General features: G+C 61.3%; 30 protein-coding genes and 1 tRNA gene. 26 read left to right on the forward strand and 5 right to left on the reverse strand.

All coding sequences use genetic code 11. From position 1 onward, the window contains the following. The first annotated feature begins 140 nt into the window (after positions 1–140). Together ACNY69_RS02895 and ACNY69_RS02900 are read left to right on the forward strand one after the other, a co-directional pair. A tRNA-Leu gene (locus ACNY69_RS02895) sits at positions 141–216 on the forward strand. Between the two features lie 591 nt (positions 217–807). Then, entirely contained in the window at positions 808–1,005 is a 198-nt protein-coding gene (locus ACNY69_RS02900) for a DUF6404 family protein (protein ID WP_111138582.1), read from the forward strand. 38 nt (positions 1,006–1,043) lie between these two features. On the opposite strand, the gene ACNY69_RS02905 is transcribed toward ACNY69_RS02900, so the two are convergent. From ACNY69_RS02905 to ACNY69_RS02920, 4 genes are all read right to left on the reverse strand, one after another. Continuing rightward, positions 1,044–2,549, reverse strand: a complete 1,506-nt coding sequence (locus tag ACNY69_RS02905; protein ID WP_199559962.1) for a SulP family inorganic anion transporter — start codon at positions 2,547–2,549, stop codon at positions 1,044–1,046. 141 nt (positions 2,550–2,690) lie between these two features. Continuing rightward, positions 2,691–2,951, reverse strand: a complete 261-nt coding sequence (locus ACNY69_RS02910; protein WP_111138583.1) for a biofilm/acid-resistance regulator YmgB/AriR — start codon at positions 2,949–2,951, stop codon at positions 2,691–2,693. Positions 2,952–3,344: 393 nt separating this feature from the next. Continuing rightward, positions 3,345–3,752, reverse strand: a complete 408-nt coding sequence (locus ACNY69_RS02915) for a DUF2000 domain-containing protein (protein WP_111138584.1) — start codon at positions 3,750–3,752, stop codon at positions 3,345–3,347. 46 nt (positions 3,753–3,798) lie between these two features. Beyond that, on the reverse strand, positions 3,799–4,647 hold the full coding sequence (locus ACNY69_RS02920; protein WP_418797287.1) for an AraC family transcriptional regulator: 849 nt from the start codon (positions 4,645–4,647) through the stop codon (positions 3,799–3,801). Positions 4,648–4,792: 145 nt separating this feature from the next. Between ACNY69_RS02920 and ACNY69_RS02925 the strand changes: the two genes are divergently transcribed. From ACNY69_RS02925 to ACNY69_RS03035, 23 genes are all read left to right on the forward strand, one after another. Beyond that, positions 4,793–5,224, forward strand: a complete 432-nt coding sequence (locus ACNY69_RS02925) for a MarR family winged helix-turn-helix transcriptional regulator (RefSeq protein WP_111138586.1) — start codon at positions 4,793–4,795, stop codon at positions 5,222–5,224. Between the two features lie 2 nt (positions 5,225–5,226). Next, a complete protein-coding gene (locus ACNY69_RS02930) occupies positions 5,227–6,909 on the forward strand; it encodes an MFS transporter (protein ID WP_111138587.1) in 1,683 nt (560 codons plus the stop codon). After that, positions 6,906–8,000: an HlyD family secretion protein gene (locus tag ACNY69_RS02935; protein WP_111138588.1), complete on the forward strand. Its 1,095-nt coding sequence runs from the start codon at positions 6,906–6,908 to the stop codon at positions 7,998–8,000. Before ACNY69_RS02930 ends, ACNY69_RS02935 begins: the two co-directional genes overlap by 4 nt. Beyond that, on the forward strand, positions 7,997–9,379 hold the full coding sequence (locus ACNY69_RS02940; RefSeq protein ID WP_293773955.1) for an efflux transporter outer membrane subunit: 1,383 nt from the start codon (positions 7,997–7,999) through the stop codon (positions 9,377–9,379). Before ACNY69_RS02935 ends, ACNY69_RS02940 begins: the two co-directional genes overlap by 4 nt. 268 nt (positions 9,380–9,647) lie before the next feature. Further along, positions 9,648–10,034 (forward strand): hypothetical protein, encoded by a 387-nt coding sequence (locus ACNY69_RS02945; RefSeq protein WP_111138590.1) that lies wholly within the window; start codon positions 9,648–9,650, stop codon positions 10,032–10,034. A 221-nt stretch (positions 10,035–10,255) separates the two neighbouring features. Beyond that, a complete protein-coding gene (locus ACNY69_RS02950) occupies positions 10,256–10,987 on the forward strand; it encodes a beta-ketoacyl synthase chain length factor (protein ID WP_111138712.1) in 732 nt (243 codons plus the stop codon). Beyond that, on the forward strand, positions 10,980–11,780 hold the full coding sequence (locus tag ACNY69_RS02955) for a lysophospholipid acyltransferase family protein (RefSeq protein WP_111138591.1): 801 nt from the start codon (positions 10,980–10,982) through the stop codon (positions 11,778–11,780). The genes ACNY69_RS02950 and ACNY69_RS02955 overlap by 8 nt, the downstream gene beginning before the upstream one ends. A gap of 13 nt (positions 11,781–11,793) precedes the next feature. Further along, positions 11,794–12,051: a phosphopantetheine-binding protein gene (locus ACNY69_RS02960; RefSeq protein ID WP_111138592.1), complete on the forward strand. Its 258-nt coding sequence runs from the start codon at positions 11,794–11,796 to the stop codon at positions 12,049–12,051. Between the two features lie 16 nt (positions 12,052–12,067). Continuing rightward, the gene (locus ACNY69_RS02965; protein WP_111138593.1) at positions 12,068–12,322 is read left to right on the forward strand and encodes an acyl carrier protein; all 255 of its coding nucleotides are present in this window, start codon (positions 12,068–12,070) and stop codon (positions 12,320–12,322) included. A gap of 7 nt (positions 12,323–12,329) precedes the next feature. Continuing rightward, complete coding sequence (locus tag ACNY69_RS02970) at positions 12,330–12,893, forward strand: COG4648 family protein (protein ID WP_111138594.1); 564 nt, start codon at positions 12,330–12,332, stop codon at positions 12,891–12,893. After that, entirely contained in the window at positions 12,890–14,209 is a 1,320-nt protein-coding gene (locus ACNY69_RS02975; protein ID WP_367396235.1) for an AMP-binding protein, read from the forward strand. Before ACNY69_RS02970 ends, ACNY69_RS02975 begins: the two co-directional genes overlap by 4 nt. Continuing rightward, the gene (locus tag ACNY69_RS02980; protein ID WP_111138596.1) at positions 14,196–14,543 is read left to right on the forward strand and encodes an ApeI family dehydratase; all 348 of its coding nucleotides are present in this window, start codon (positions 14,196–14,198) and stop codon (positions 14,541–14,543) included. The genes ACNY69_RS02975 and ACNY69_RS02980 overlap by 14 nt, the downstream gene beginning before the upstream one ends. Next, the gene (locus tag ACNY69_RS02985; RefSeq protein ID WP_111138597.1) at positions 14,537–16,246 is read left to right on the forward strand and encodes a glycosyltransferase family 2 protein; all 1,710 of its coding nucleotides are present in this window, start codon (positions 14,537–14,539) and stop codon (positions 16,244–16,246) included. The genes ACNY69_RS02980 and ACNY69_RS02985 overlap by 7 nt, the downstream gene beginning before the upstream one ends. Then, positions 16,239–16,652 (forward strand): acyl-CoA thioesterase, encoded by a 414-nt coding sequence (locus ACNY69_RS02990; RefSeq protein WP_293773964.1) that lies wholly within the window; start codon positions 16,239–16,241, stop codon positions 16,650–16,652. The genes ACNY69_RS02985 and ACNY69_RS02990 overlap by 8 nt, the downstream gene beginning before the upstream one ends. After that, positions 16,646–17,254 (forward strand): LolA family protein, encoded by a 609-nt coding sequence (locus tag ACNY69_RS02995; protein WP_418797288.1) that lies wholly within the window; start codon positions 16,646–16,648, stop codon positions 17,252–17,254. The genes ACNY69_RS02990 and ACNY69_RS02995 overlap by 7 nt, the downstream gene beginning before the upstream one ends. Then, a complete protein-coding gene (locus tag ACNY69_RS03000) occupies positions 17,241–19,547 on the forward strand; it encodes an MMPL family transporter (RefSeq protein ID WP_418797289.1) in 2,307 nt (768 codons plus the stop codon). Before ACNY69_RS02995 ends, ACNY69_RS03000 begins: the two co-directional genes overlap by 14 nt. Further along, positions 19,544–20,116, forward strand: coding sequence for a DUF3261 domain-containing protein (locus ACNY69_RS03005; protein WP_293773970.1), 573 nt, complete (start codon positions 19,544–19,546; stop codon positions 20,114–20,116). Before ACNY69_RS03000 ends, ACNY69_RS03005 begins: the two co-directional genes overlap by 4 nt. Beyond that, positions 20,113–21,267 carry a beta-ketoacyl-[acyl-carrier-protein] synthase family protein gene (locus ACNY69_RS03010; RefSeq protein WP_111138602.1) on the forward strand — a complete coding sequence of 385 codons (1,155 nt, stop codon included), beginning with the start codon at positions 20,113–20,115 and terminating at the stop codon, positions 21,265–21,267. Before ACNY69_RS03005 ends, ACNY69_RS03010 begins: the two co-directional genes overlap by 4 nt. Continuing rightward, the gene (locus ACNY69_RS03015; protein ID WP_418797290.1) at positions 21,264–21,740 is read left to right on the forward strand and encodes a hotdog family protein; all 477 of its coding nucleotides are present in this window, start codon (positions 21,264–21,266) and stop codon (positions 21,738–21,740) included. Before ACNY69_RS03010 ends, ACNY69_RS03015 begins: the two co-directional genes overlap by 4 nt. Beyond that, positions 21,737–22,468, forward strand: a complete 732-nt coding sequence (locus tag ACNY69_RS03020; RefSeq protein WP_367396239.1) for a 3-ketoacyl-ACP reductase FabG2 — start codon at positions 21,737–21,739, stop codon at positions 22,466–22,468. Before ACNY69_RS03015 ends, ACNY69_RS03020 begins: the two co-directional genes overlap by 4 nt. Then, positions 22,468–23,700 carry a beta-ketoacyl-ACP synthase gene (locus ACNY69_RS03025; RefSeq protein WP_418797362.1) on the forward strand — a complete coding sequence of 411 codons (1,233 nt, stop codon included), beginning with the start codon at positions 22,468–22,470 and terminating at the stop codon, positions 23,698–23,700. Before ACNY69_RS03020 ends, ACNY69_RS03025 begins: the two co-directional genes overlap by 1 nt. A 123-nt stretch (positions 23,701–23,823) precedes the next feature. After that, positions 23,824–23,967, forward strand: coding sequence for a hypothetical protein (locus tag ACNY69_RS03030; protein ID WP_167498268.1), 144 nt, complete (start codon positions 23,824–23,826; stop codon positions 23,965–23,967). Positions 23,968–24,004: 37 nt separating this feature from the next. Further along, positions 24,005–24,178, forward strand: a complete 174-nt coding sequence (locus tag ACNY69_RS03035; RefSeq protein WP_199559963.1) for a hypothetical protein — start codon at positions 24,005–24,007, stop codon at positions 24,176–24,178. On the opposite strand, the gene ACNY69_RS03040 is transcribed toward ACNY69_RS03035, so the two are convergent. After that, a complete protein-coding gene (locus tag ACNY69_RS03040) occupies positions 24,166–25,329 on the reverse strand; it encodes a glycoside hydrolase family 1 protein (RefSeq protein ID WP_293773976.1) in 1,164 nt (387 codons plus the stop codon). The genes ACNY69_RS03035 and ACNY69_RS03040 overlap by 13 nt on opposite strands. 152 nt (positions 25,330–25,481) lie before the next feature. Between ACNY69_RS03040 and ACNY69_RS03045 the strand changes: the two genes are divergently transcribed. Beyond that, positions 25,482–26,942 (forward strand): phospholipase D family protein, encoded by a 1,461-nt coding sequence (locus ACNY69_RS03045; protein ID WP_111138607.1) that lies wholly within the window; start codon positions 25,482–25,484, stop codon positions 26,940–26,942. Positions 26,943–26,953: the final 11 nt, after the last annotated feature.

Raw genomic sequence — 26,953 nt, forward strand, 5'->3', positions numbered from 1 at the left:
GCTGAATTATCACGCTGCACGGCTACCGCATATGATTTTTGCTTCCGGGTGCAGGGGGAAAAATAGCTGCCGCTTGCGCTTGCCTGTCCGGGGAGTAGCGCTACCCTAAACAGTAACGGCTGCCTTTTCAGGCACGCTGACTGGGCATGGTATAAAGGTATTACTGCAACTCAGAATGAGTTGACGATGCGGGTTCAATTCCTGCTGCCCGGTCCACTTCCTGCCTCCGGTCTCGAAGTGCACCCACTGGCATCCGGTTGTGTGTGCATTGCGGTTCAGACCGGCTTCGGCGACCCGAAACAGGGCTGAAAACGGCAACTTTTCCCTGATCGTCAGGCTTTGGGTTGCTGTCATACAGCATGTGAATCTTTATATTCCGATTTATCAGCGGCATTACCCTTCCAGGCCAGCCTGACATGCAGGCTGGCTGAGGTACATCAGGCCTGCGGTTGTCCTGACGGGGTCATGGTGCCGGGTGCGCCAGGCGGTGGTGGTGGTGCGTCTTTACCTGGCGGTGGCGGCGGGGGAGCGTCTCTCCCTGGTGGAGGCGGCGCACAGGCGGTGAGGGTTGCAAGAATAGCCAGTGTGGATAACAGATAAGCCGTAGGTTTCATCATATTTCCCTGATCGGTTAAGCGGAGCGTTAAGTATAGATAAGCGCCATAAAATCGCCTGAAACCGATGTGACCGCTGACAATCAGGAAAATCAGTCACGAATATTTTGAAACGCCTCGCAACTCACACACATTACCCATGCGTTTCACGATGGCCCGCGTTAAGGTAGCGCTTCATTTTAGAGGAGACGTTATGAATGGCATGATGAAGTTCGTCCGCGGCTGGCTGGTGTTCTCTGTTCTGTGGGGCGTATTCATGTGGTTTATGTCATGGCAGGCGCAGGGCAAAGAGCCCGGTCTGGCTGTTCTGAGCAGTCTCTACGCCGGCTTAATCTATCAGGCGTTGATCACGATGGTGGGCCGCTACCGGGCACGGCGGCAACAGGCGTAATCTGTTCTGCTGCCGGACCGGCAGCAGAACAGCCTCATTTAACCAAAGTTACCGGTCAGACGCTGATGAAAGTCGGTGCTGCGCGGATCCAGACCCTCAATCACCACTTCTGCACCATAACGCTGATAGCGATACTCAATGCCATCAAGCGCCGCGACACTGGAGGCATCCCAGATCTGCGCATGAGTCAGATCGATCGTCACCTTTTTTGGATCGTGGGCATAATCGAAATGCTCGAACAGATCGTTGCTGCTGGCAAAAAAGAGCGGGCCGCGCACCACATAGCGCACCGATTTGCCATCTGCGCTCAGCTCGCGTTCCGCATGGATAACATGGGCAATGCGGCGGGCAAACAGCAGCATGGCGAGAATCACGCCAGCCAGCACGCCCAGCGCGAGGTTCCCGGTCCAGACCGTCACCGCGACCGTCAGCACCATAATCAGCGTTTCGGACCACGGCATACGCTTCAGGGTAGCGGGCTGCAGGCTGTGCCAGTTTACGGTTTTCACGGCCACAACCATCATAATCCCGGCCAGCACCACCATCGGGATCTGCGCCATAATCTGGCTCAGCCCGGTCACCAGCAGCAGCAGAACCAGGCCAGCCGCAACCGTCGACACCCGACTGCGCGCCCGACCCAGCTCCACATTGACGATGGTCTGACCGATCATCGCGCAGCCGGCGATCCCGCCATAGAAGCCCGCCAGAATATTGGCGATCCCCAGCCCCCAGGATTCGCGACGCTTGCTGGATGGGGTGTCGGTCAGATCGTCCACCAGTTTAGCGGTCAGCAGAGACTCCATCAGGCCGACAAAGGCGATACTCAGCGCGGTGGGCCAGATAATCAGCAGCGTCTGAAGATTCAGGGGCACCAGCAGGCTATTGAAGCCCGGCAGACCCGGACTCATCGATCCCTCATCGCCGACATTCGGCATACGATAGCCCATCAGCAGGGCCACGGCCGTCACCACCACAATAGCGACCAGCGGAGAGGGAATACTCTTTATCAGCCGTGGTAGCAACAGCACGATAGCCAGCGTGACGGCAAAGAAAATCCAGACCAGTGAGGATTGCCCCCAGACGTGCGGCACCTGAGCAAAGAAGATCAGCACGCCGAGCGCATTCACAAACCCCAGCATCACGGAGCGGGGAATATAGCGCATCATGCGCGCCAGGCCTGCCACGCCAAACAGGATCTGAATCACGCCGCCCAGTACCACGGCGGGCAGAATATATTCCACGCCGTGCTGATGCACCATCGGGCCGATAACCAGCGCCACCGATCCGGCGGCCGCCGTCACCATCGCCGGACGGCCACCCAGAATCGACAGTGTCAGGCAGAGCACGACAGAGGCGATCAGGCTGACTTTCGGGTCCACGCCCGCGATGACGGAAAAGGAGATGACTTCAGGGATGAGGGCCAGCGCCGTAATCACCCCGGCCAGGCATTCGCGCGTCAGCAGCGCAGGCGAACGCAGAACGCGCCCCACGCTGATATCACCAGCCACAACCTCAGTTGCGGCCTTATCATTGGATTGAGTCATAAAGATTGCAGGCTCTTGAGTTATTTTGCTCCCGCGCGAGGGGCGGGAAAATAGTAATAGCAGGTGAGAGGCAGATATTACCGGGCGTGCAGGAAAGATACCAGAAAAAGGCGAACGACTCCCTCCGTGGAATCACTGTTATTACAATGAAAAATCGTCCGGCGTTTTGTGAACCACCAGGTCGAGCAGCTGCCGGTAGACATCCAGTAACGCCCGGTCACTTTCCAGCTCCAGCCGGTGAATCAGCTTTGAAATAATGGCTTTGTTATTCACGGGCATGCCGGACTGCAGGATTTCTGCAATCACAATACCCAGGGTTTCCATCTCGCTGGCAGGCCGGCTGGCCGCAGCATTAAAATAATCGGAAATTTCTTTTTCAGTCCGGGGAAGACTATCTTGCATGTGTAATCCCTTCAGAACAGCCCGATTCCGGTTCGGATGTCAGGACAAAAGCGATCAAAAAAACCATCACATGGACAGATGCGATGGTGCCAGCCCGGAAAGCGAGCAGATAAAAATAGCCTCTGAAGGTGGAAATCCACTGACACCTTCAGAGGCGACGCAAGTGCATCATTCGTTACAGAGTCGCATAACAACTCGTGGTAATAAAGTTATACAATGAACCCCAATCTGTACAATCGGATCCTTTGGCTAAACGTGCTATTTTTCACTTTTCAGCAGCTTATAAAGATTATTCCGAAACAAAATCTGTACAAATAACCTATACAAGCGGCCTGGCTGAATGGGCAGACGGGGAAAAAACGGGAAACCCTGTCCTGTTTCACGCCGGCAATATCAGCTGAAAAGTGCCAGTCTGGCCGTCAGCTTACGCAGGGCTTTTTTCTCACCGACAAGGGCTATACCCAGCAGACGCCATTGCTCCCGCGGCTGCGTCCGCAGCACGTCGCGTAAGGCCTGATAGTCGGTGGTGGTCTGACCCGCTTGCGGAAACAGCACCAGATCATAATCAGCCTGTTCGCAGGCTGCCCGCAGGGCATCCAGCTGCGGGTCGCTGGCGACCAGTACCGGAATACCGGTGGTGATCAGGCCGGGAGAGGAGCGAATCGCCGCATCCTCCAGAGGCTGGCCCACCAGCGACGGGTGTCGCTGTCCCAGGGTTAAGGCCATCACGGCTGCCGCGTTGGCGGCTTTACCGGGTGTCAGTATGCTGTTGAGTATCATCACACATCTGAGGTCCTGCACTACGCATCTCCTGTCCGAAAGGAAAAAACGTAGTGTGTCAGGAGGCTTAACCGGGGTCTGGAAGATTTGTGCAGGCGTGCTGATAACGCGCAGGCGACAGCTGGCAGGCACGCTTAAACCAGCGGCCCAGGTGACTCTGATCGGCAAAGCCCAGCGCGGCGGCTACATCGGCAACGGGCTCGCCCTGTGCCAGCCGACGACGCGCCTGACTCAGCCGCCACTGCACCAGCCAGGCGTGCGGGGGCAGTCCCCAGTGCGCCCGGAACAGGCGTGACAGCCGGAAACGATCCACCTGCAGGTGATGCGCCATCTGCGCCAGACCGGGGTTATCCGCATGATAAGCAATCAGCCAGTCACGCGCCTGCAGCGCCAGCCGGATATCCTGATCCTCAGGCTGGACCGGCTGGAACGCCTGGCGGTGCGGGGAGAGCAGTGCCGCGAGCCGATCGAGCGCCGCCTCTTTGATCAGGGCAGGGTGGTTGTGCCACAGGGCATCGAACGCATGCCAGACCGCATAAGCCAGCGGACGGTCGTCGCGCAATGTAGTGGCAAAATGCAGCTCAGGGTCGGCGACCCCGTCGGACGTGAGCGGAGGCAGGTGCTGCGCGATCTGCTGGGGCGAGAGATAGAGCATCCGGTAGGTGAAACCACTGTCATTGATGGCATCCCCGTCATGCAGCTCTTCCGGCTCCAGCATAAAGACCGTGCCGGGCCGACTCTGATGCTGTTTGCGTCGCGAATGAAACTGCTGTACACCTTGTTCGGTCACGCCAATCAGGTAGCTGTCGTGCCAGTGAGGATCGTAGGCGTGGCCGGTAAAATGGGCACGCAGCGCCTCGATACCGCTCGCGGCATCCCGGCGCAGGTCAACCCAGTTTGCTGATGGCTTTGGCATGGTATCCGGCTCCCGGTTGCGGTCTCTGGACATTCTGACGCGATACACTAATTTTTAACAGATCGGACGCTTTTCATTCGCGGATCGCTTTGCGTATAATAACGTCCATACTCAATTAGATATCTTACTATTAGGCTGCTAACATTTGTCTCAGCATACACGTACCTTTACCCACTTACTGCATCTGACCGCGCACGCCTGGCGCCTGGCGGTCGATCGTCACCTTAAAGATAGCGGCCTGAGCATGAGCAGCTGGATGGCTATCGGACTGATCGCCAGCGAACCACAACGGATGACCCAGACCGAACTGGCGCAGATGCTGGGGCTGGAAGATGCCAGCATGGTGCCGCTGGTCGATCGGCTGGTGAAACAATCTCTGCTGATGCGGGTCCAGCCGCCAGAGGATCGCCGCAAACGTCATCTGGTGCTGACTGAAAAGGGCAACGAAGCGTTCGCCAGAGTGAAAACAGAGGCTGATGCACTGCGAACCGAAATGCTGGCGGATATCGACCCTGAAGATCTGGCCGTCACCGAGCGCGTTCTGCAACAACTGCTGAGTCGTATGGGAAGCATGTAACAGTGGCAAAGCGAAATCCCTACGCTGCACGCGAGTGGTTGCCGCACGAAAAACCGATGCTGCCAGGTTCACCTTCGACCCCGCTGCATCCGATGCCAAAACGACTGGCATTTGGCCTGATTGGCCTGCTGATTTCGCTGACCGGTGCGCTGAGTAACGCGCTGGTCACGGCCAATCTGGTCAATCTGCAGGGGACGTTCGCGGCCTGGTCAAATGAGATTGCCTGGCTGCCCGCGGTTTACGTGATGGGCAATATCTCCATCAACCTGCTGCTGGTGAAGTTCCGTCAGCAGTTTGGCCTGCGGGTCTTTACCGAAGCGTTTCTGGTGCTCTATGTGCTGGTGGCGTTTTTCCATCTGTTTGCCAACGACCTTAGCTCCGCAATTATCGTGCGCACCGCCCACGGCATGGTGGCGGCGGCGCTCAGTTCGCTGGGGATCTACTATCAGGTGCAGGCGTGGCCCGCGAAACATCGTCTGAAAGCGCTGGTCATTGGCCTGACAGTGTCGCAGCTGGCGATCCCGCTGGCTCGCCTGTTCTCCTCCGAACTGCTGCAGCTCAACGAGTGGCGCGGTCTCTACCTGTTTGAACTCGGTCTGGCGCTGATTGCGCTGGGCGGGGTGCTGCTCGTCAAGCTGCCGCCCGGCGATCGCATCAAAACCTTTGAAAAGATGGATTTCGTCACCTTTGTTCTGCTGGCTCCCGGTATGGCGTTGCTGTGCGGCGTCCTGACGCTGGGGCGTATTGAGTGGTGGTTTACCACGCCGTGGCTGGGGATCTGTACCGCCATCGCCCTGACGCTGATCGTCGCGGCTATCGTCATTGAGCACAACCGGCGCAACCCGCTGATCAACACCCGCTGGCTCAGCAGCGGCATGATGGTGCGGCTCGGCATCGTAATGATTATGATCCGTATCGTACTGGCCGAGCAGAACACCGGCGCGGTCGGTTTTCTGCAGCAGATCGGCCTGCAGAACGATCAGATGCGCGGCCTGGCGCTGGCGATCATTGCCGGGGTGATCGTGGGTATCGCCGCCAGTGCGCTGACCATCAAACCTGACCGCCTTAACTGGCCGATTGTTGTCTCGCTGGTGGTGATGATTATTGCGTCGCTGATGGATGCGCAGTCCAGCCCGCTGACCCGCGCCACTGAGATGTATTTCAGTCAGTTTTTGCTGGGGTTCAGCAGCGCCTTTTTTATGGCGCCCGCCATGCTGATGGGGATCGGCAGCGTGGTGACGCAGCCAAAAAATCTGGTGAGCTTCGTGGTGCTGTTTGGCATGAGCCAGAACCTCGGCGGGCTGATTGGCTCGGCGATCCTCGGCACGTTTCAGGTCTGGCGTGAGAAGTATCACTCCAGCCTGCTGGGCGATCAGCTTTCACTGCTCGACCCCAACGTCACCGAACGCCTCAGCCAGTACAATGCCCTGTTTCATTCGCAGGTGGGTGACGACGTACTGCGCGGCGCGCAGAGCACCAGCCAGTTGCAGACGGTGGCCACGCTGCAGGCCAACGTCCTCGCCTATAACGACACTTACCTGTTAACCGCCGCGCTGGCACTCATTACCCTGATGTGGGTGATCTGGCGTTTAACCCGGCGTCGTTACCTCGACTGGCGTCAGGCACAATTTAACCTGCGTGAGCAGCAGATGGCCGCATTACAGGAATCAACGGAGAAACAATGAGTCAGCAGGATGAGCTTCAGGCGGCCGAACGCGAACGCGCCAATCGCCGCCGTATTCTTTCCATCGCCGCAGGCAGCGGCATCGTCGTCATTGGCGTACTGGTCATTCTCTATGCTTGGCAGCTCTGGCCTTTTACCAGCGCCATACAGAGCACCGAGAACGCCTATGTGCGCGGTCAGGTGACGTTTATCAGTCCGCAGGTCAATGGCTATCTCACGTCGGTAGAGGTGATCGATCTGCAGCCGGTGAAAAAAGGGCAACTGCTGATGACGATTGATGACCGTATCTATCGCCAGCGGGTGCATCAGGCGCAGGCGCAGCTGGCGATGAAGCAGGCGGCACTCAACAATAACCTGCAACAGCGTCGCAGCGCAGAAGCCACTATTCAGAGCAACAAGGCGGCGCTGGAGAATGCCAGAGCGCAGGCGCTGAAGAGCGGCTTTGACCTGAAGCGCGTCGAAAACCTTGCGGCAGATGGCTCGCTGTCGGTGCGCGAGCGCGATGCAGCCCGCGCCGCCAGCGCCCAGGCGCAGGCGCAGGTGCGTCAGGCCGCCGCCCAGATCGCTGTGGCTGAGCAGAACCTGCAAACCGTCATCGTCAACCGTGGTGCGCTGGAAGGTGATGTCGCCAGCGCCCGTGCCGCGCTGGAGCTGGCGGAGATCGATCTGGCGAATACCCGGATCACCGCGCCCGATGACGGGCAGCTCGGCCAGCTGTCGGTGCGCACCGGCGCCTACGTCACCGCCGGAACACGTCTGACCTCCGTGGTGCCGAATAACAAATGGATCATCGCCAATCTGAAAGAGACCCAGCTCGCGCATATTCGCCCCGGCCTGCCGGTAAGCATCCGGGTCGACGCCCTGGATGGCAAACGCTTTAACGGTCAGGTGGAATTTATCTCGCCAGCGGCCGGATCAGAATTCAGCGCCATCTCACCGGACAACGCCACCGGTAACTTCGTCAAAATCGCCCAGCGAATCCCGGTTCGTATCCGCATCCATGATCAGGATATGTCGCAGCTGCGTCCCGGGATGTCGGTGGAAGTGGATATCGACACCGCCGCGCAGCCCGCCGCAGAGGGGGCGCCATGAGGCATCGCACGCTTATCGCCGTGGTTACTCTCCTGCTGTCGGGCTGCGCGACCCAGGTTGAGAAGGCACCCGCCTCGCTGCTGATCCCTGAGGCCTGGCGCGGTCAGGTCGGGCCGTCAGCCGCGCCCGAGGCGGAGTGGTGGCGCGCGTTTCATGATGAGAATCTCAACCGTCTGGTCACTCAGGCGCTGCGCAACAATCCCGATATTCTCACGGCGCGATCGCGGGTGGATCAATACCGCGCCCAGCTGCGCGCAGCAGAGGGCGATAACTTTCCCAGCCTGAGCGCCGGGGTGGCCGCAACCCGTGAGCGCACACTCTCCTCGGTAACAGGCCAGCCGTATGAAACTGATATTTTTCAGGGGCTGCTGAAGGCGAACTACGATGTCGATCTCTGGGGCGCACGCAGCAGCAGCATCACGGCGGCGCAGGCAACCCTGGCGGCACAGCAGGCGGCCGCCTCTGCTGCCGAGCTGACGATCGCCAGTTCGGTGGCGTCCGGCTATTTCAACCTCTGCGCGCTGGATGAGCAGCTGCGGGTCACCGAGGCGACGCTGGCCAGCCGCAGTAATTCACTGAAGCTGGCCCGGCGTCAGTTTGAAACCGGCTACACCTCCCGGCTGGAGTGGATGCAGGCGGCATCGGAGTACCAGTCGGCCAGCGCCCAGCTGCCGCTGCTGCAGCATCAGATCGCCCGGCAGGAGAATGCCCTCAGCATCCTGGCGGGTATGAATCCGCGTAGCATCGCCCGCCGTCAGCAGTTTGACCTGATCTCACCGCAGCCGATGCCGTCGCTGCTGCCCTCTGCGCTGCTTAATCGTCGTCCGGATATCGTTCAGGCGCAGCGCCAGCTGCTGGCGGCTGATGCCAGCCTCGCCTCGTCGCAGGCGAAACTGCTGCCGGGCCTGAATCTCACTGCCACCGGCACCCTGCAGAGTTCAGTGCTGCATCAGCTCGCGGACAATCCGTTCCGGCTCTGGAGCGTGGGGGGAAGCATCCTTGCGCCGCTGCTGAACCGTGAAGCGCTGACGGCGCAGGTCGATGTTTCTATGGCGACGCGAAATCAGGCGCTCTATGGCTATGAAAAAGTGGTGCGAAACGCTTTCTCTGAGGTCAGTGATGCCGTGGACGCCATCAGGCAGCGTGAAGTGCAGCTGAAGGCGTTGCAACAGCAGGAAAATTATGTGAAGGAGGCGCTGCGCATTGCCCGTAACCGCTATCAGAACGGCTACGCCTCCTACCTGGATGAACTGGACGCGCAGCGCACCCTGTTTTCGACCCAGCTGAACCTGGTGACGGTGAAAAGCGATCTGCTGCTGGCGCAGATTGACCTCTACCGCGCGCTGGGCGGTGGCTGGAAAGCCACGCCAGCGTCATAACCTTTCAGGCCGTTCCAGCCGCAACCAGAGTACCGGAGGCGGGAGCGGCCTCCACGCTGTCGCGACGATGGCGCAGCTTCCCCGATTCCGATCCCCTGAATAAGCCCCAAAAACCCACGCAGACTTCTGCTTACCTGTCTTTACATTCGATGGTATCATGCGCGGGTTTTTTACCAGCCAGACGGAAAAGCGCACAAAAAGCTAAAGTTGCGCGCGGCGAGATATCCGTTTAACTCACTGATATTTTTGATAAAAGAAGGGAATCACGATGAACAAAAAAATGTTTCTGACGCTGGCAACGGTCGCGGTGTTACTGACTGGCTGTGCGCGTACTGCGCCGATTCATAATGTGAATCAGACCCTGACGCAGCGCTACAGCGACAATCAGATGAAAACGGCCATTATCGAAGCGGGTGTAGGCCGCAAATGGGTGATGACACCGGTTTCACCCGGCGTTATTAATGGCCGACTGGCTCAGCGTGATTTCGTGGCGACAATCCGGGTTTCGTACACCAGCCAGAACTACCGCATCGATTATGTCAGCAGCGAAAACCTGAAAGCCGGACAGGGTCAGATCCACAACAACTACAACCGCTGGATCGCCAATCTGGACCAGGATATTCAGCTGCGTCTGTCCGCACTGGCGGCCCGATAACGGCGTTACCGTCACGCTGTGTTGCCGTCAGGGCCCCGGCGTATAACGTTCGCCGCGCACCGGCCGATAAATCAGATGAGCTGCTATTGCTGAACCTTCGGGTAACCCTCTACCGTGAAGCCCGAGGCGGCCGCCGGTCGGGCAGCGCAGATCTGACGGGCTGAGCCGGGCGATCACCCGATGAACGCCGCCACCACATGCATGACGAAAAGAGTGTTGAGATGAGACTCACTTACTCGCTGGTCGACTGGCAGGCGCTGGCTCCCGGATTACACGGAAGCCAGGCCTGGCAGGACTGGGCGCAACAGGGCGCTGCGATCGATCCCGCAGGGGCGATCGCGAAGCCGCAGTTTTTACCGATGATGACGGCGCGTCGTCTGAGCGGTGGCAGTCGTGCGGCGGTAGAGTGCGGGCTGGCGCTGCTGGCGCGTCAGCAGGTTGACGCGATCGTGTTTACCAGTCGTCACGGTGAACTGGAGCGTAATCTGCGCATCCTCACCAGCCTGGCGGATCAGCAGCCGATGTCACCTACGGATTTCGCGATGTCGGTCCACAATTCTGCGGTCGGCAGCCTCACCATTGCGGCGAAAGCGCCGCTGGTCTCGACCTCCATCGCCGCAGGCATTGATTCCTTTCAGCAGGGGCTGGTTGAAGTCAGCGCCCTGCACCAGGCGGGCTATCAGCAGGTGCTGCTGGTCGATTTTGACGGCATCGTACCTGACTACTATCTGCCGTGGCTGGCGGATCACTCTGTGAACGTTCCCTATGCGGTGGCGCTGCTGCTGCGAGCGGGGGATGAGCTGCACTGCACGGGCCAGGCGGCAGCCGACACGGTGCCGTCGCAGGGATTGCCGCAGAGCCTGGCGTTTCTGCAGCAGTGGCTGGCGGGTTCGCCCGCCTTTTCTCTGTCGGGCGAACGCCTGACCTGGCACTGGAGGAGGCACGATGGCTGACTGTTCATCCTCTGCAGCGGGCAGGGGCAGCCGCCTGAACTACGCCTGGCGACTGGTGATGACGGCGGTAAGTTTTACGCTGTTTGGCCTCGGCGGACTGCTGCTGTCGCTGCTGGGTTTTAACCTGTTGTTGCTGGTTCAGCGCAATTCGCTGCGTCGCCGCCTGCTGGCGCGTCGTGCCATCGCCTTCAGCTTTCGCTGCTTTCTGCGTTTCTGCCGCATGACCGGGGTCTTTGACTACCGCATTGAAGGCGTCGGAGCGTTGCAGCAGGATCGCGGCTGTCTGATCGTCGCCAATCATCCGTCATTGATCGACTATGTGATGATCGCCTCCGTATTGCCGGAGATGGATTGTCTGGTCAAAGCCGATCTGCAAAAGAATCCGTTTGTGCGTGGGGTGATCCGTGCCGCGGACTACCTCATCAACAGTGAGGCTGAGACGCTGCTGCCGGACAGTCAGCGGCGACTGGCGCGCGGCGACACCATCCTGATCTTTCCGGAAGGGACCCGCACCCGCTATGGCCAGCCGCTGACGCTGCAGCGCGGAGCCGCCAATATTGCGGTGCGCGCCGGATGCGATCTGCGCGTGGTACACATTACCTGCAGCCAGCGTATGCTCGACAAACAGAGCCGCTGGTTTCAGATCCCGCCGGTTAAACCGCTGTTTACCGTGCGGGTACAGCATAAGATCGACAGTCAGTCGTTTTTTGAAAGTAACCCCGATGCGCAGCCGCTGGCCGCGCGTCGCCTGACCCGCCATTTACAGCAGGCGCTGGTCCCCGAGAACAGGTAAGACGAAAACCGGTATGGATGTATTAATTAACGATATCAAACAGATGATTATCGACACGCTGAATCTTGAAGATCTCAGCCCCGACGATATTGAAACCGACGCCGCGCTCTTTGGCGACGGGCTGGGGCTCGACTCGATTGATGCCCTGGAACTTGGCCTGGCCGTGAAAAACCGTTACGGCGTGGCGCTGTCTGCGGAGAGTGAAACCCTGCGTGCTCACTTCTTCTCTGTTGCGACGCTGGCCGCGTTCGTCAACCAACAGCGAGGCTGAAAGCGGAGATAACATTATGATGAATAAAGATGAAATCTATCAGGAAGTGGCCTCGCTGCTGACCAGCCTGTTTGAGATCGCGCCCGAGGATATTCAGCCTGAGGCACGTCTCTATGAAGATCTGGAACTCGACAGCATCGATGCCGTCGATATGATCGTTCACCTGCAAAAACGGACCGGCCGCAAAATCAAGCCGGAAACCTTCCGCGCGGTACGTACCGTGCAGGATGTGGTGGATGCGGTTGAACAACTGATGCGCGACGAAGCCTGATCCTGCCGTGCCTGCCGCCATACTTCGCCTGCTGAATCTGCTTACGCTGCTGGTCTGGCCGCTGCTGGTCTGGCTGGCCCTGACGCAGCCGCACTGGCAGGGACTCTTCTGGCTGCTGGCGCTGCTGTTTGGTCTGCGCTGGCTGCAGCTGCGTCGTCAGCACCATGCGATGGGGGCCGTGATGGGCTGGCTGGCGCTGCTTGGCGCGCTGCTCTGCGCCAGCAGCCAGCTACTGCGCGCACAGCATCTGCTGCTCTGGTATCCGGTCGCCGTTAATCTGGCGCTGCTGCTGGTCTCTGGCGGCTCCCTCTGGCGCGGAATGCCGCTGGTGGAGCGCATTGCACGGCTGCGTGAGCCCGATCTGCCTGCGGCGGCCGTGCGCTATACCCGCCGCGTGACACAAATCTGGTGTCTCTTTTTCATGGCCAACGGCAGCATGGCGCTGTTCACCTGCCTGTGGGGCGATCTGCGGCTCTGGACGCTGTGGAACGGCGGCATCAGTTACCTGTTAATCGGCCTGCTGATGGGCGCGGAATGGTGTGTCCGGCAGCGCGTGAGGCGCAAAGAGTGAGGGTAGCGACGTGGCTGACCGGCTCCGATCGCGAGGTCGCCTGGCGCGGCGATCGGCCTCTGATGCTGAGCAGCATGCACCGTCAGGTCGTGGCGCTCAGTCAGCGGCTGGCGGCCCGGCCCGGCACGCACTGGGCGCTCTGTTTTGATGACAGCTACCGCTTCTGCGTGGCGCTGTTAGCCTGCTGGTATGCCGGTAAAACGCCGGTGATGCCGGGCCACTGTCGCGCCGCCCTGCTGGAGGAGATGCAGGAGCAGCTTGATGGGGTGGTGTGCGATATGCCGCTGGCGGTGACCCTGCCGCAACTGGCGTGGGACGACGCCGAAGCGTCGGGGGCGCTGCCGCCGCTGCCTGAACGCGCAGAGCTGGTACTGTTTACCTCGGGATCGACCGGCACGCCGCGGCAGGTGGTCAGAACGCTGGCGGCGATGGAGCAGGAGAGCCACTGGCTCAGCACACTGTGGGGCGCGCGATTACCGGGCTGCCGGGTCATCGCCTCGGTCAGCCATCAGCATCTCTACGGCTTATCCTTCCGGCTGTTTCTGCCCATGATGCTCAGGCTGCCGTTTGCCGCCCAGCCGATCTTCTATGGCGAACAGCTGGCCGAGCTGCCGCGTGACGGGCGTTATCTCTTCGTCAGCAGCCCGGCCTTTTTGTCGCGGCTGGATGATGCGCTCGCCGCGCCCGTCTGTGAACGGATTATCTCTGCCGGCGGTGTGCTGCCCTGCGCCGATGCGCAACAGGTCTGGCAGCGTTTTGGCTGCCCGGTCAGTGAGATCTACGGCAGCACCGAAACCGGCGTGCTGGCCTGGCGTGTCTGCGATCGGCCGGCGCCGTCCTGGCGTGCGTTTCCTGAGGTCAGACTGGCGCAGACCGCCCCCGATCGCTGGCAGGTCTGGTCGCCGCTGATCGGCAAGGCCAGCGGGCTGCCGCTGGATGACCGCATCCAAATGGAGCCGGACGGCGGTTTCCGGCTGGCAGGTCGGCACGATCGCATCGTCAAAATCGGTGATAAGCGCCTCTCACTGAGTGAGATAGAGCGCCGTCTGCTCAGCCTGCCGGAGGTCACCGATGCGGCGGCGCTGGTGGTCACCCGTCATGAACGTCAGGCGATAGGCGTGGTGCTGTCGCTGAACACACCGCTGGATGATGCGGCACTGCACCGGCGCAGGCAGGAGTGGAAGCGGCAGCTTCAGCACTGGCTGGAACCGCTGGCGATGCCGCGTTACTGGCGGGTTGTCCCGGCCATTCCGGTGACGGCGCAGAGCAAACGCGCCTGGCCGCAAATAGAGGAACTTTTTCATGTTACCGATTGAACGCAGCCGACAGCAGCAGGGTGACAGCGTGATGCTGACCCTGCAGGTGGAGGCCGGACTGTTCTGGTTCCAGGGCCACTTCACGGACCTGCCAATTCTGCCTGGCGTGGCCCAGCTCAACTGGGTGATGCACTATGGGGTGTCGCTGCTGGCACCCGGTAAACACTTTTCCGTGATGGATAACATCAAATTTCAGCAGCCGGTGCTGCCCGACTCGCTGCTGCAACTGCGTCTCGACTGGGATGCAGAGAAATCCCGGCTGAGCTTCCGCTACAGCCTGCTGAAGGCGGAGGGCGAGCAGATCGCCAGCAGCGGGAAGATCCAGCTGTGTTAAACACGACCTTCTCGCCCTGCGTGGTGATCCCCTGCTACAACCACGGCGCGATGATGGCGTCGGTGATAGCGCGGCTGGCTCCTTTTAATCTGCCGGTGATCGTCGTGGATGACGGCAGCGATGCGGCCACCCAGCTTCAGCTGGCGACGCTGCACGCGCCGCAGCTCAGCCTGCTGCGGCTGGAACGCAATCAGGGCAAGGGCGCGGCGGTGATCCACGGTCTGCGGGCGGCGGCGGCGCGCGGCTTTACCCATGCGGTGCAGCTGGATGCTGATGGCCAGCATCAGGCAGAGGATCTGCCGCTGATGCTGGCGGAAGCGGCACGCTATCCTGACGCGCTGATCTCCGGCCAGCCGCTCTATGACGACTCGATCCCGAAATCCCGCCTGTATGGTCGCTATATCACTCACTTCTGGGTCTGGATCGAAACCTTGTCGCTGTCGATCCGTGACAGCATGTGCGGCTTCCGGGTCTATCCGCTGGCGGCGACGCTGGCGCTGTGTGACCGCCGGGCCATCGGCCAGCGCATGGATTTCGACACCGAGATCATGGTGCGGCTCTACTGGCAGGGCACCCGCAGCCGCTTTATCCCGACCCGCGTCACCTATCCGGCGACCGGCCTGTCGCACTTCGATGCGCTCTACGACAATCTGCGGATCTCCTGGATGCACACCCGGCTCTTTTTCGGCATGCTGCCACGCCTTCCCCGTCTGCTGGCGATGCGTAAGCCGCCCGCGCACTGGTCGGTGGAAAGTGAACGTCGCGGGCAGGGGGGATTGCGCTTTATGCTGGCGGTCTATCGCTACGGCGGGCGGCTGCCCTTTACGCTGCTGCTCTGGCCGGTGGTGGCGGTCTACTGGCTCAGCGGGCAGCGTGCACGGCGCGCCTCCCGGCAGTGGCTGGCGCAGGTCACCACGGCCGCGCAGCAGCAACAGGTTTCACTGCCGCCCCGGCTCAACAGCTACCGTCATTTTCTGCGCTTCGCCGGGGCGATGCTGGATAAAGTCGCCAGCTGGCGGGGCGATCTGCGCTGGGGCCGGGATATCGACTTTGCACCGGGCGCAGAAGCGGTGATCCGCGCACCCTCGCCACAGGGTAAGCTGATCCTCGCCTCCCATCTCGGCGACATCGAAGCCTGCCGGGCCATGGCGCAGCAGGTCAGCGGGCTGGTGATTAACGCCCTGGTCTTCACCGACAACGCCCGGCGTTTCCGGGAAGTGCTGGAAACGATCGCGCCACAGGCGGGCGTCAATCTGATGCCGGTCAGCGATATCGGGCCGGAAACGGCGATCCTGCTGCAGCAGAAGCTGGAGGCGGGGGAGTGGGTAGCGATCGTCGGCGATCGCACCGCGGTCAATCCGCAGCGGGGCGGTGAACGCCGGGTCATCTGGAGCGAGTTTCTGGGCCGTGCCGCGCCCTTTCCGCAAGGGCCCTTTGTGCTGGCGGCTGCCTTACGCTGTCCGGTGCTGCTGATGTTCGCACTGCGTCAACAGGGTAAACTGCGGGTTCACTGTGAGCCGTTCGCCGACCCGCTGCTGCTGCCCCGCGCGCAGCGTCAGCAGGCGCTGCAGGAGGCGGTCGATCGCTACGCGGCGCGACTGGCCCATTACGCACTGCTGGCGCCGCTCGACTGGTTTAACTTTTTCGATTTCTGGACGCTGCCTGATCCACAGGCATCTCACAAGGGGACTGACCATGACTGAACATCATGCTGAGGTTGTGCTGACTGTCTCATTCCACGACTGCGATCCCATGGGCGTGGTCTGGCACGGCAACTATTTCCGCTTTTTCGAAGTGGCGCGTGAGGCCCTGCTGCGCAGCATTAACTACAGTTACGGCGAGATGGCCGCCAGCGGCTATGTCTGGCCGGTGGTCGATACCCGGGTAAAATATCGCCAGCCCCTGCGCTGTGAAGAGACCATTCGCGTCAGTGCCCGGATTACAGAGTATGAGAACCGTCTGCGCATCGATTATGAGGTCCGCAACGCAGCCGGAGAGGTCACCACCAAAGCCCATACCCTGCAGGTGGCCGTTGAGCAGGCGACGCAGGCGTTGTGCTTCGTGTCGCCCGATATTTTACTGGAACGTTTAGGAGTGAAAGGATGCTGAAAATCGTGCTTACCGGCCTGCTGCTGTGGGCCAGTGCCGCCAGCGCGGTCACGCTGGACCAGCTGCAGCAGCGCTTTGCCAGCCAGCCGGTGATCCGGGCCGACTTTACCCAGACGCGCACCATCGCCGGGATGCGCCAGCCGCTGGTATCGCATGGACAGATGCTGATCGCTCGCGAGCAGGGATTATGGTGGCATCAGCAGACGCCGTTTGTGATGACGCTGCTGCTGGATGATAAACGCATGGTGCAGAGCCTCAGTGGTCAGAAGCCGCAGGTGATCACCGCAGAGAGCAACCCGCAGATGTTCCAGTTCAACCATCTGCTGCGGGCGCTGTTCCAGGCCGATCAAAAAGTCCTCAATGAAAACTTCAGCGTGGCGTTCAGCGATCGCGGCAACGGCGCCTGGACGCTGGATCTGACACCAAAGGCCGCGCCGCTCAACAAAATCTTTAACCGCATCTCGCTGGCGGGCAGCACCTTCCTGGACAGCATTAACCTGGATGACCGGCAGGGGGATAAAACCCGGATTGAGCTGAGTCAGACCCGAACCGAACCGCCGCAGCTGAGCGACGAAGAGAAGGCGCGTTTTGCCGGGCTGTAACGATCGCAGGCTGGCCCTCCTGTGGCTGCTGCTCTGTCTGCTGCTGGCGGCGGCGCTCGCTTTTCTGCTGCCGCGCAGCCAGCTTAACAGCAGCGTGCTGGCGCTGCTGCCGCAGCAGAATCTGGGTGCAGCGCCACCTGCGCTTCAGCAGGGCTTTATGCAGCGGCTGGATCGCCAGCTGGTCTGGCTGGTTTCGCCCGGTGAACAGGACGATCCTCAGATTGCAGCCTGGTGGCTGGCGCAATTGCGCGCGCTGCCTGACCTGAAACAGGTTGAAGGCGATCTCGATGCACAGCAGCAGCAGCAGTGGGGCCGTTTTGCCTGGCAGCACCGCAATGGATTACTTGATGAGGCGACCCGCAGCCGGTTGCAGAACGGCGGCGAGGCGCAGGCGACGTGGCTGCTGGGGCAGCTCTTTTCGGCCTTCTCTGGCGTCAGCAGTCAGGAGCTGCAGGGCGACCCGCTGATGCTGGTGCGGGGTTCGCAGCTGGCACTGGCCGGGAATGCCGGCCGTATGTCGCTGCATGACGGCTGGCTGACGGTCAGGGATGCGCAGGGAAAGCAGTGGTATTTTCTGCACGGTGAACTGGCCAGCAACGCTTTCAGCATTGAGCAGAGTCATGCGCTGGTGACCCGGCTCAGCGCGCTGGAGCAGCAGCTGAAACAGCGCTGGCCGCAGGCGTTACTGCTGACGCGCGGCACGGTGCTGTTCAGCGACAGCGCCAGCCAGCGGGCGCAGCATGATGTGAAGACGCTGGGCAGCGTGACGCTGGGCGGCGTGCTGCTGCTGGTGCTGCTGGTCTTCCGCTCGCTGCGGCCGCTGCTGCTGACGGTGACCTCCGTGGCGATCGGCGCGCTGGCGGGTACGGTGGTCACGCTGCTCTGCTTCGGTGAACTGCATCTGATGACGCTGGTGATGAGCCTGAGTATTGTGGGCATCTCGGCGGATTACACGCTCTACTATCTTACCGAGCGGATGGTGCATGGCGATCAGCAGACGCCGTGGCAGAGTCTGCGCAAAGTGCGCGGCACGCTGCTGCTGGCGCTTGCCACTACCGCCATCGCCTGGCTGCTGATGCTGCTGGCACCGTTTCCGGGACTGCGTCAGCTGGCGGTCTTTGCCGCCAGCGGATTAACCGCCTCCTGCCTGACGGTGATCCTGATTTATCCGTGGCTGGTTCGCGGCCTGCCGGTCCGCCCGGTGCCGCTGATGGTGACGCTGGCCCGCTGGCTGGCCGCCTGGCGTCGCCAGCGCGGGCTGCGCGTGGGGCTGCCGCTGGCGATGGCGATCGTTGCCCTGGCCGGGATCGCCCAGCTGAAGGTGGATGATGATATCGCGCATCTGCAAAGTGCCCCGGCCCGCCTGCTGGAGCAGGATCGCCAGCTGGCCAGCCTGACCGGACAGCGCGCCGATCAGACCTGGTTTGTCGTCTGGGGTCAGGATGCGCAGCAGACGCTGCAGCGGCTGGAAACCCTGGCCCCGGATCTGCAGCAGGCTCAGCAGCAGGGCTGGCTGCAGCACTATCGCCTGTTGCCGCTGTCGTCACTCGCCCGGCAGCAGCAGGATCTCCGGCTGCTTAACCAGGCCGCGCCGCACATCCGGGCCCGTCTGCAGCAGGCGGGGATGGCGCTGGCTGAACCGGATCTGAGCCCGATGCCGGTGACGCCAGCGGCCTGGCTGGCGAGCCCCCTGAGCGAAGGCTGGCGGCTGCTCTGGCTGACGCTGCCGGATGGACGCAGCGGGGTGCTGGTGCCCGTCAGCGGTGTCCGGGACAGCGCAGCTCTCGCGGCACTGGCGGCGCAGCATCCGGGCGTCAGCTGGATCGACCGCAAGGCGAGCTACGATGCGCTGTTCAGCTTCTGGCGCACTCTGCTCGGCGGATTACTGGCACTGGCGCTGGCGCTGATAACGCTGAGCTTTGTGCTGCGGCTGGGGCTCAGAGCGGGCCTGCGCAGCGCGCTGCCGTCGGTGCTGTCGCTGGCGATGGCGCTGTCGACCCTGGGCTGGACAGGCGCCTCGCTGAACCTGTTTGCCCTGCTGGCGCTGATTCTGGTGCTGGGCATTGGCATTAACTACACGCTCTTTTTCAGCAATCCGCAGGGCACGCCGCTGACCTCGCTGCTGGCGGTATCGCTGGCGATGATCACTACCTTACTGACGCTGGGAATGCTGGTGTTCAGCAGCACCAGCGCAATTGCCAGTTTCGGCACCGTTTTATGCAGCGGCATCTTCAGCGCGTTCCTGCTGTCGCCGCTGGCGATGCGACCCACCCGATCAAGGAGTAAACGATGATCCGTGCCGCCTCTGTTCTGCTGACGGCGCTGCTGCTCAGCGCCTGTGCCGGACCGGCCCCCGACAGCAGTCGTCCCACCGCCTGGCTGAAGCCGGGCGTGAAAGTGACCCTGCCGTCGCCGGGGATTGAACCCGCTTTTCAGCAGCAGCAGTTACTTACCGGGCAGGTGAAAGGGCGGAGCCAGTCGCTGCTGGTGCTGCTCAGCGCCGATAAGCAGCAGATCGATTTGGCGGGACTCTCCTCGGTGGGCATCCGGCTGTTCAGCCTGCGCTACGACGCCAGCGGTATCCACACAGAGCAGCTGATGCCGCTGCCGCAGATGCCGCCTGCCAGTCAGGTCCTGGCGGATATCATGCTCAGCTACTGGCCAGTGGCTCGCTGGCAGGCCGTGCTGCCGGCAGGCTGGACGCTGCAGGATCAGGGGTTAAAGCGAAAACTGATCGATGCCGATAACCATCTGGTGACCGAAATTGACTATCTGCAACGCGGTCATCAGCGCCAGCCGATCAGCATCCGGCAGCATGCTTTTGGCTATCAGATCCATATTCAACAGCTGGACGCCTCATGATCTATATTGCTGCCACCGGCATGCTGAATGCCCTGGGAAATAACAGCCAGCAGATTGCCGCGCATCTGAAAAAAGGGGAGGCGCCTGGCATGCAGCGCAGCCAGGGCTGGCTGAGCAGCGGCCGTGCCTGCTGGCTTGGCCGGGTCGAAGGGGCGTTACCGCCGATCCCTGCCGCCCTGCGCGCGCACAACACCCGCAACAATCAGCTGCTGCTGGCCGCGCTGGCGCAGATCCGTCCGGCGCTGGACGCGGCGATTGCCCGCTATGGTGCCAGCCGGGTCGCGATCGTGCTGGGCACCAGCACCTCGGGCGTGGATGAGGGCGACGAGCAGATCCGCGGCAGGCAGCCCGATTATCACTATCAGATGCAGGAGTTAGGCGATCCTTCCCGCTTTCTGGCGCACTATCTGCGTCTGGATGGCCCGGCTTATACTATTTCGACCGCCTGCTCCTCCAGCGCACGCGCCATCATGAGTGGCGAGCGGCTGATCGCGGCAGGGCTGGCCGATGTGGCGCTGGTGGGCGGGGCAGACTCGCTGAGCCGGATGCCGATCAACGGATTTGACAGCCTGGCTTCGCTCTCTGAACGACGCTGCGCACCCTTCAGCCGCGATCGCGACGGCATCTCGATTGGGGAAGGGGCGGCGCTGATGCTGCTGACGCGTGAGCCGCAGCCGCTGGCGCTGCTGGGCGCGGGGGAATCCTCTGACGCCTGGCATATGTCCGCGCCTCATCCCGAAGGCGAGGGCGCAGAACGGGCGATGCGCATGGCACTGCAGCGGGCCAGCCTGCTGCCGGAACAGATTGGCTATATCAATCTGCACGGCACCGCCACACCGCTCAACGACCAGATGGAAGCCGGGGTGATCCAGCGGCTGTTCGGCAACCGCATACCCTGCAGTTCAACCAAACATCTGACCGGCCATACGCTTGGCGCGGCGGGCGTGTGCGAAGCCGCTCTCAGCGCGCTGATCCTGCAGGAGAACCTGCTGCTGCCTGCGCAGGATTTCAGCGAGGCGGCGCAGGATGAGAGCCTGCCGGATTTCGGCCTGCTGTTACGGCCGCAGGCGCTGCAGCGGCCCGTCATCGCCTCTAACTCATTCGCCTTTGGCGGCAACAATACCTGTCTGATTCTGGGACGTGTTTCATGATTTTTCCTTCTCCTGCGGCACACTGGCTGCCGCACGCTGCGCCGATGCTGCTGCTAGACCAGCTGATCGCCGTCGATGATGTGCAGGTTCACTGCCAGGTTTCGACCGCTGCGGATGGCGTACTGGCGCCGTTTCTGACGGCGCAGGGTAAACTGCCTGCGTGGTTTGGCGTTGAGATGATGGCGCAGACCGTGGGCGTCTGGTCGGGCTGGCACGCCCGGCAGGGCGGCGCAACGCTGATCCCGCCCGGTATGCTGCTGGGCGGACGCGGCTGGCGGGCAGAGCAGCCGCTGTTTCCCGCGGCGGTCACACTGGATATCCGCATGACGCTGCTGATGCGCGACGATCGCATGGGCAGTTTTGAAGGTGAGATTCGCGCGGGCACGCAACTGCTTGCCAGCGGCCGCCTGAATACCTATCAACCCAATGAAGCAGAATTACAGCAATTAATGTTACAAGGAAAACAGCCATGACAGAGTCGGTATTAGTCACGGGCGCCAGTAAAGGCATTGGCCGCGCGATTGCGCTGCGTCTTGCTCAGGATGGCTTTCAGATTATCGTGCATTTCAATCGCGATCGCGCCGGAGCTGAGCAGTGCCTGCAGCAGATCGAAGCCGCAGGCGGCAGCGGCCGTCTGCTGGGCTTTGATGTCGCCGATCGGGCCGCAACCCGCGCCGCGCTTGAGGCGGATATCGAAGAGCATGGGGCCTATTACGGTGTGGTCAGCAATGCGGGCATTACCCGCGATGCGGCCTTTCCGGCCCTGACGGATCAGGAGTGGGACAGCGTCATCCACACCAATCTCGACAGCTTCTACAACGTCATTCAGCCCTGCGTGATGCCGATGATCGGCCTGCGACGCGGTGGCCGGATCATTACCCTCTCTTCGGTCTCCGGGATAATGGGAAATCGCGGGCAGGTCAACTACAGCGCAGCCAAGGCGGGCATTATCGGTGCCACTAAGGCGCTGGCGATTGAGCTGGCCAAACGTAAGATCACCGTTAACTGCATCGCGCCCGGCCTGATCGATACCGGCATGGAAGGGCTGGCACCGCAGGTGGTCGACGAGGCGATGAAACTTGTGCCGATGAAACGCATGGGCGCAGCCGAAGAGGTGGCGGGCCTGGCGAGCTATCTGATGTCCGATATCGCAGGCTACGTCACGCGTCAGGTCATTTCGATTAACGGAGGCATGTTGTGATGCAGCGCGTCGTTGTCACCGGAATGGGAGGCGTGACTGCCTTTGGTGAATCCTGGGCTGAGATCGCGGCCCGCATCCGTGCAGGACGCAACGCGGTGCGCTTTATGCCAGAGTGGCAGGTCTATGACGGGCTGCACACCCTGCTGGGCGCACCGGTGGATGATTTTACGCTGCCCGCTCACTACACCCGCAAGCGCATCCGGGCGATGGGCCGCGTGTCGCTGCTGGCGACCCGTGCAACCGAACTGGCGCTGACCCAGGCGGGCCTGATTGACCACCCGGTGCTGACCAGCGGCGAAACCGGCATCGCCTACGGTTCATCGACCGGCAGTACCGGGCCGGTCAGCGAGTTCTCCACTATGCTGACCGAGAAACACACCAACAATATTACCGGCACCACCTACGTGCAGATGATGCCGCATACCACCGCCGTCAACGCCGGGCTCTTTTTTGGCCTGCGCGGACGGGTCATCCCCACCTCCAGCGCCTGCACCTCCGGCAGCCAGGCGATTGGCTATGCCTGGGAAGCGATCCGTCACGGCTATCAGACGGTGATGGTGGCTGGCGGGGCGGAAGAGCTCTGTCCGTCGGAAGCGGCGGTGTTCGATACCCTGTTTGCCACCAGCCAGCGTAACGACGCGCCGCACACCACGCCAGCGCCGTTCGACCAGCAGCGCGATGGGCTGGTGATTGGCGAGGGGGCGGGTACGCTGATTCTGGAGTCGCTGGAGCATGCACAGGCGCGTGGTGCCACGATCTACGCCGAACTGACCGGCTTCCACACCAACTGCGATGCTGCGCATATTACCCAGCCGCAGCGGGAAACCATGCAGATCTGTATCGAACGGGCGTTGCAGAGCGCCGGGATCACGGCAGCAGAGATCGGTTATGTCAATGCGCACGGCACGGCGACCGAACGGGGTGACATGGCGGAAAGTCTGGCGACGGCTGCCGTGTTCGGTGAATCCACGCCCATCTCCTCGCTGAAATCTTACTTCGGGCATACCCTGGGTGCCTGCGGGGCGCTGGAAGCCTGGATGAGCATCGAGATGATGCGGGAAGGGTGGTTTGCGCCGACGCTTAACCTGACTCAGCCGGCCGCTGACGGCGGCGCGCTCGACTTCATCATGGGTGCGCCTCGCGAGATCGAGACTGACTATATCCAGAGTAACAACTTTGCCTTTGGCGGGATCAACACGTCACTGATCTTCAGACGCTGGCGCGGCAGCTGATCGCAGGCCCGTGCCACCCGGCACGGGCCCGTTTATTTTCATGGCGAAAGAAACAGACGGTTAACGCCCTTTCCTCTACACTGTCTCTCACCGCCCGGCGGACCCTTTTTTCACAGGACAGTTATGTCGTTACCCTTGCCGCCCGACGATCAGGACGAGCCGATCCGCCAGTCCCTTGATGATGCACACTTCGCGATTGTGGTGCTTGCGGTGACCTCCGTAACGCTTATAATCTTTGTGCTCATGATTACGCTCTGGATGAGCTGACACGCACAGCTTCAACGGATTGAATGAGGAGAAGGCGATGGACTCCGGAGATGATAAACTGATCGCAATTATTGGTTTACTGGCGGCCTGTCTGATCGGGGTAACGTTCCTGCTGACGATGGTCTGGCTGACCGACATTCGTCATCCTGTCGATCCCTCCCTGGACGTTCACTCCTGTACTCCCAAAACAAACCGGGCTCAGCACGCCTGATTTCGGGTGGTAAATTTAATCTGCTGACTGCGCAGTACCAGCGCTAACGCCTCATGCAGGTTGCGATTGCCGTTGGGATCGGCGAGTCCCAGCAGCGGACCGGGCGAACGCCGATCGTCGGCCCAGGCGGGATACTCCACTACCGGATAGAGCGAAATGCCCTCCACCGCGATGCCCTGATCCAGCGCCACCGTCACATTCTCTGCAACCTCCTGCAGCCAGGGCGCGCGTGCGTCACCCTCTGCGCCGGTTTCGGCGATCAGCATCGGGCGCTGATAACGCTCCCAGCAGCGGGCCAGCAGAATATGCAGCGGCACCCGCTCCGGGTCGGTCAGTGACATCGGCTGATCGGGGAAAAACCAGTGATTATCGGGATAGTAGTTCAGGCCGAGAATATCCAGACACGCTTCACTGCCGCCCAGCTCCTTATCGATCCGGCCCGCCAGCATATCCCAGGCTTCAAACTGCGCCTGATGCTGCGCATCGGCCCGGGGTTTACTGTCCGGGTTGTCAGGATGATGGGCAATCTGCACCAGTGGATCGGTCAGAACAAAGCGCGCATCGGGGTAAACCTCACGGATGGCATGAATCGCGGCAAGTGAGGCGCGGACCAGCTGACGTTTCAGCTCCCTGCCACGCCGGGCGGCATGAGGATTAAACCAGGCGACCTCCGCCCCGGCCCATGACCAGAAGGAGATCTGATTGATTGGGGTAAAGAAGGGGCGCTCAATGCCGCGGTCACGCATCAGCAGGGCCATCGCGCGGGCGAAACGGCAGAAGTGATCAACGAACTCCGCCTTCCAGATGTTCAGGTGGTCGGGGTAGCCGAAGTGGGCCAGCTCCCAGATGATCTCTATCTGCTGACGCTGTGCGGCATCCACCATCGGCAGAAAGCTCTGCCAGTCATACTGACCCGGGATCTTCTCGATCAGATGCCAGCGGGCGCCGTCGCGCGCGGTAAGCAGATGCTGGGTGGCCAGGGCGGCGTAATCTTTTTCCAGCAGCATGTCGTGTCCGCTGCTGATGACCATGTCGAGCCGTTTGCCGGGTGTGCGACAGGCGGCAGAGCAGGGAAAACTGCCCTGAAAAAAGCTGCGGAACAGGCTGGGATGGTAACGCGGGCCGGTATCTGTAAGGGGGTGATGAGACATATTCCTCTCCTGCCGGCCATTGCCGGTCACAGATCGTCCGGTTAAGTCTAGACTAAAAAACGCCCGCAACTTTCGCGCATTCGGAACAGCGGTATAGCGCCAGCGGTCGGACCGGGGAATAATAAAATAACAGCATCTTACAGGGAATTGTCATGACCGAAGCGTTTGAGCTCTCCCAGTCATCGGAACGTGCCAGCTGGCTGCAAAACCGGCTGGAACCCGTGTGTCAGCGCCATCCTGGGCTGAGCGGCATTCATCAACTCAGCGACGGACTGGATGCGTTTGCCGCCCGCTACCTGCTGATACAGAAAGCAGAGCGATCTCTCGATATTCAGTACTACATCTGGCAGAACGATCTTTCGGGCCGGTTGCTGTTCAGCGCCGTGCTGGAGGCCGCCCGGCGCGGGGTAAAGGTGAGGCTGCTGCTGGATGATAATAATACGCCGGGCCTGGACGACACGCTGGCGCAGCTTAACCGTCATCCCGGTATTGAAGTGCGTCTGTTTAATCCGTTCTCTTTCCGCACCCTGCGCGCGCTGGGTTATCTCACCGACTTCGCCCGGCTGAATCGCCGGATGCACAATAAAAGTTTTACCGTTGATGGGGTGACAACCGTGGTAGGCGGTCGCAACATTGGCGACGAATATTTCGGCACCGGCAATGAACCGCTGTTTGCCGATCTCGACGTGATGGCGATTGGTCCGGTAGTGAACGAAGTGGCCGACGATTTTGAACGCTACTGGCACAGCAAGCCAGTGTCGCCGCTACAGCAGGTGCTGGATGCCGGGGAGCCGGAGGAGGACAGCGTCAGTCTGCCTGCCGCGTGGCGTCACAGTGAACCGGTGCAGCGCTATCTGAAGCGTCTGGAAAACGCGTCGCTTCTGCAGGAGCTGGAGACGGGTACGCTGCCCCTGACCTGGGCCCGCGCACGTCTGCTGAGCGACGATCCGCGCAAGGGGCTGGGCAAGGCGCGCGCGCGGACGCTGCTGCCGCAGCGGATGCTGGAGGTGATCGGCACGCCGCAACAGCAGTTCGACATCATTTCCGCCTATTTTGTGCCGACCCGCGCGGGCGTGGCCCAGCTGCTGGCGCTGAAGCGCAAAGGGGTCAAAATTGCCATTCTGACCAACTCGCTGGCGGCTAACGATGTCTCGATTGTCCACGCCGGATACGCCAAGTGGCGTAAAAAATTGCTGCGTCACGGGATTGCACTGTATGAGCTGAAACCGCAGGCGACCCTGCAGGATGCCCCGCACGACCGGGGATTAACCGGTAATTCCGGCTCCAGCCTGCATGCCAAAACCTTTTCGGTGGATCAGCAGACGCTGTTTATCGGCTCGTTTAACTTCGACCCGCGATCGGCGATGCTGAATACCGAAATGGGGCTGGTAATCGAGAGTGCGGCGCTGGCCGGAGAGACGCATCAGCGTTTCAGTCAGTCGATGCGTGACCGGGCCTGGACGCTGCGGCTGGATAAGTGGGGGCGGGTTAACTGGCTGGAGTATCCGGGCGAAGCGCAGCAGATTGTGCACAAACATGAACCGGGCTGCTCCTGGTGGCAGCGGCTGCAGGTGCGATTAGTGTGGCGGCTGCCGATTGAGTGGCTGCTGTAAGCGCCTCGCGG

This window comes from Pantoea graminicola, assembly GCF_048452665.1.
In the GTDB taxonomy this organism is placed as follows: domain Bacteria; phylum Pseudomonadota; class Gammaproteobacteria; order Enterobacterales; family Enterobacteriaceae; genus Pantoea.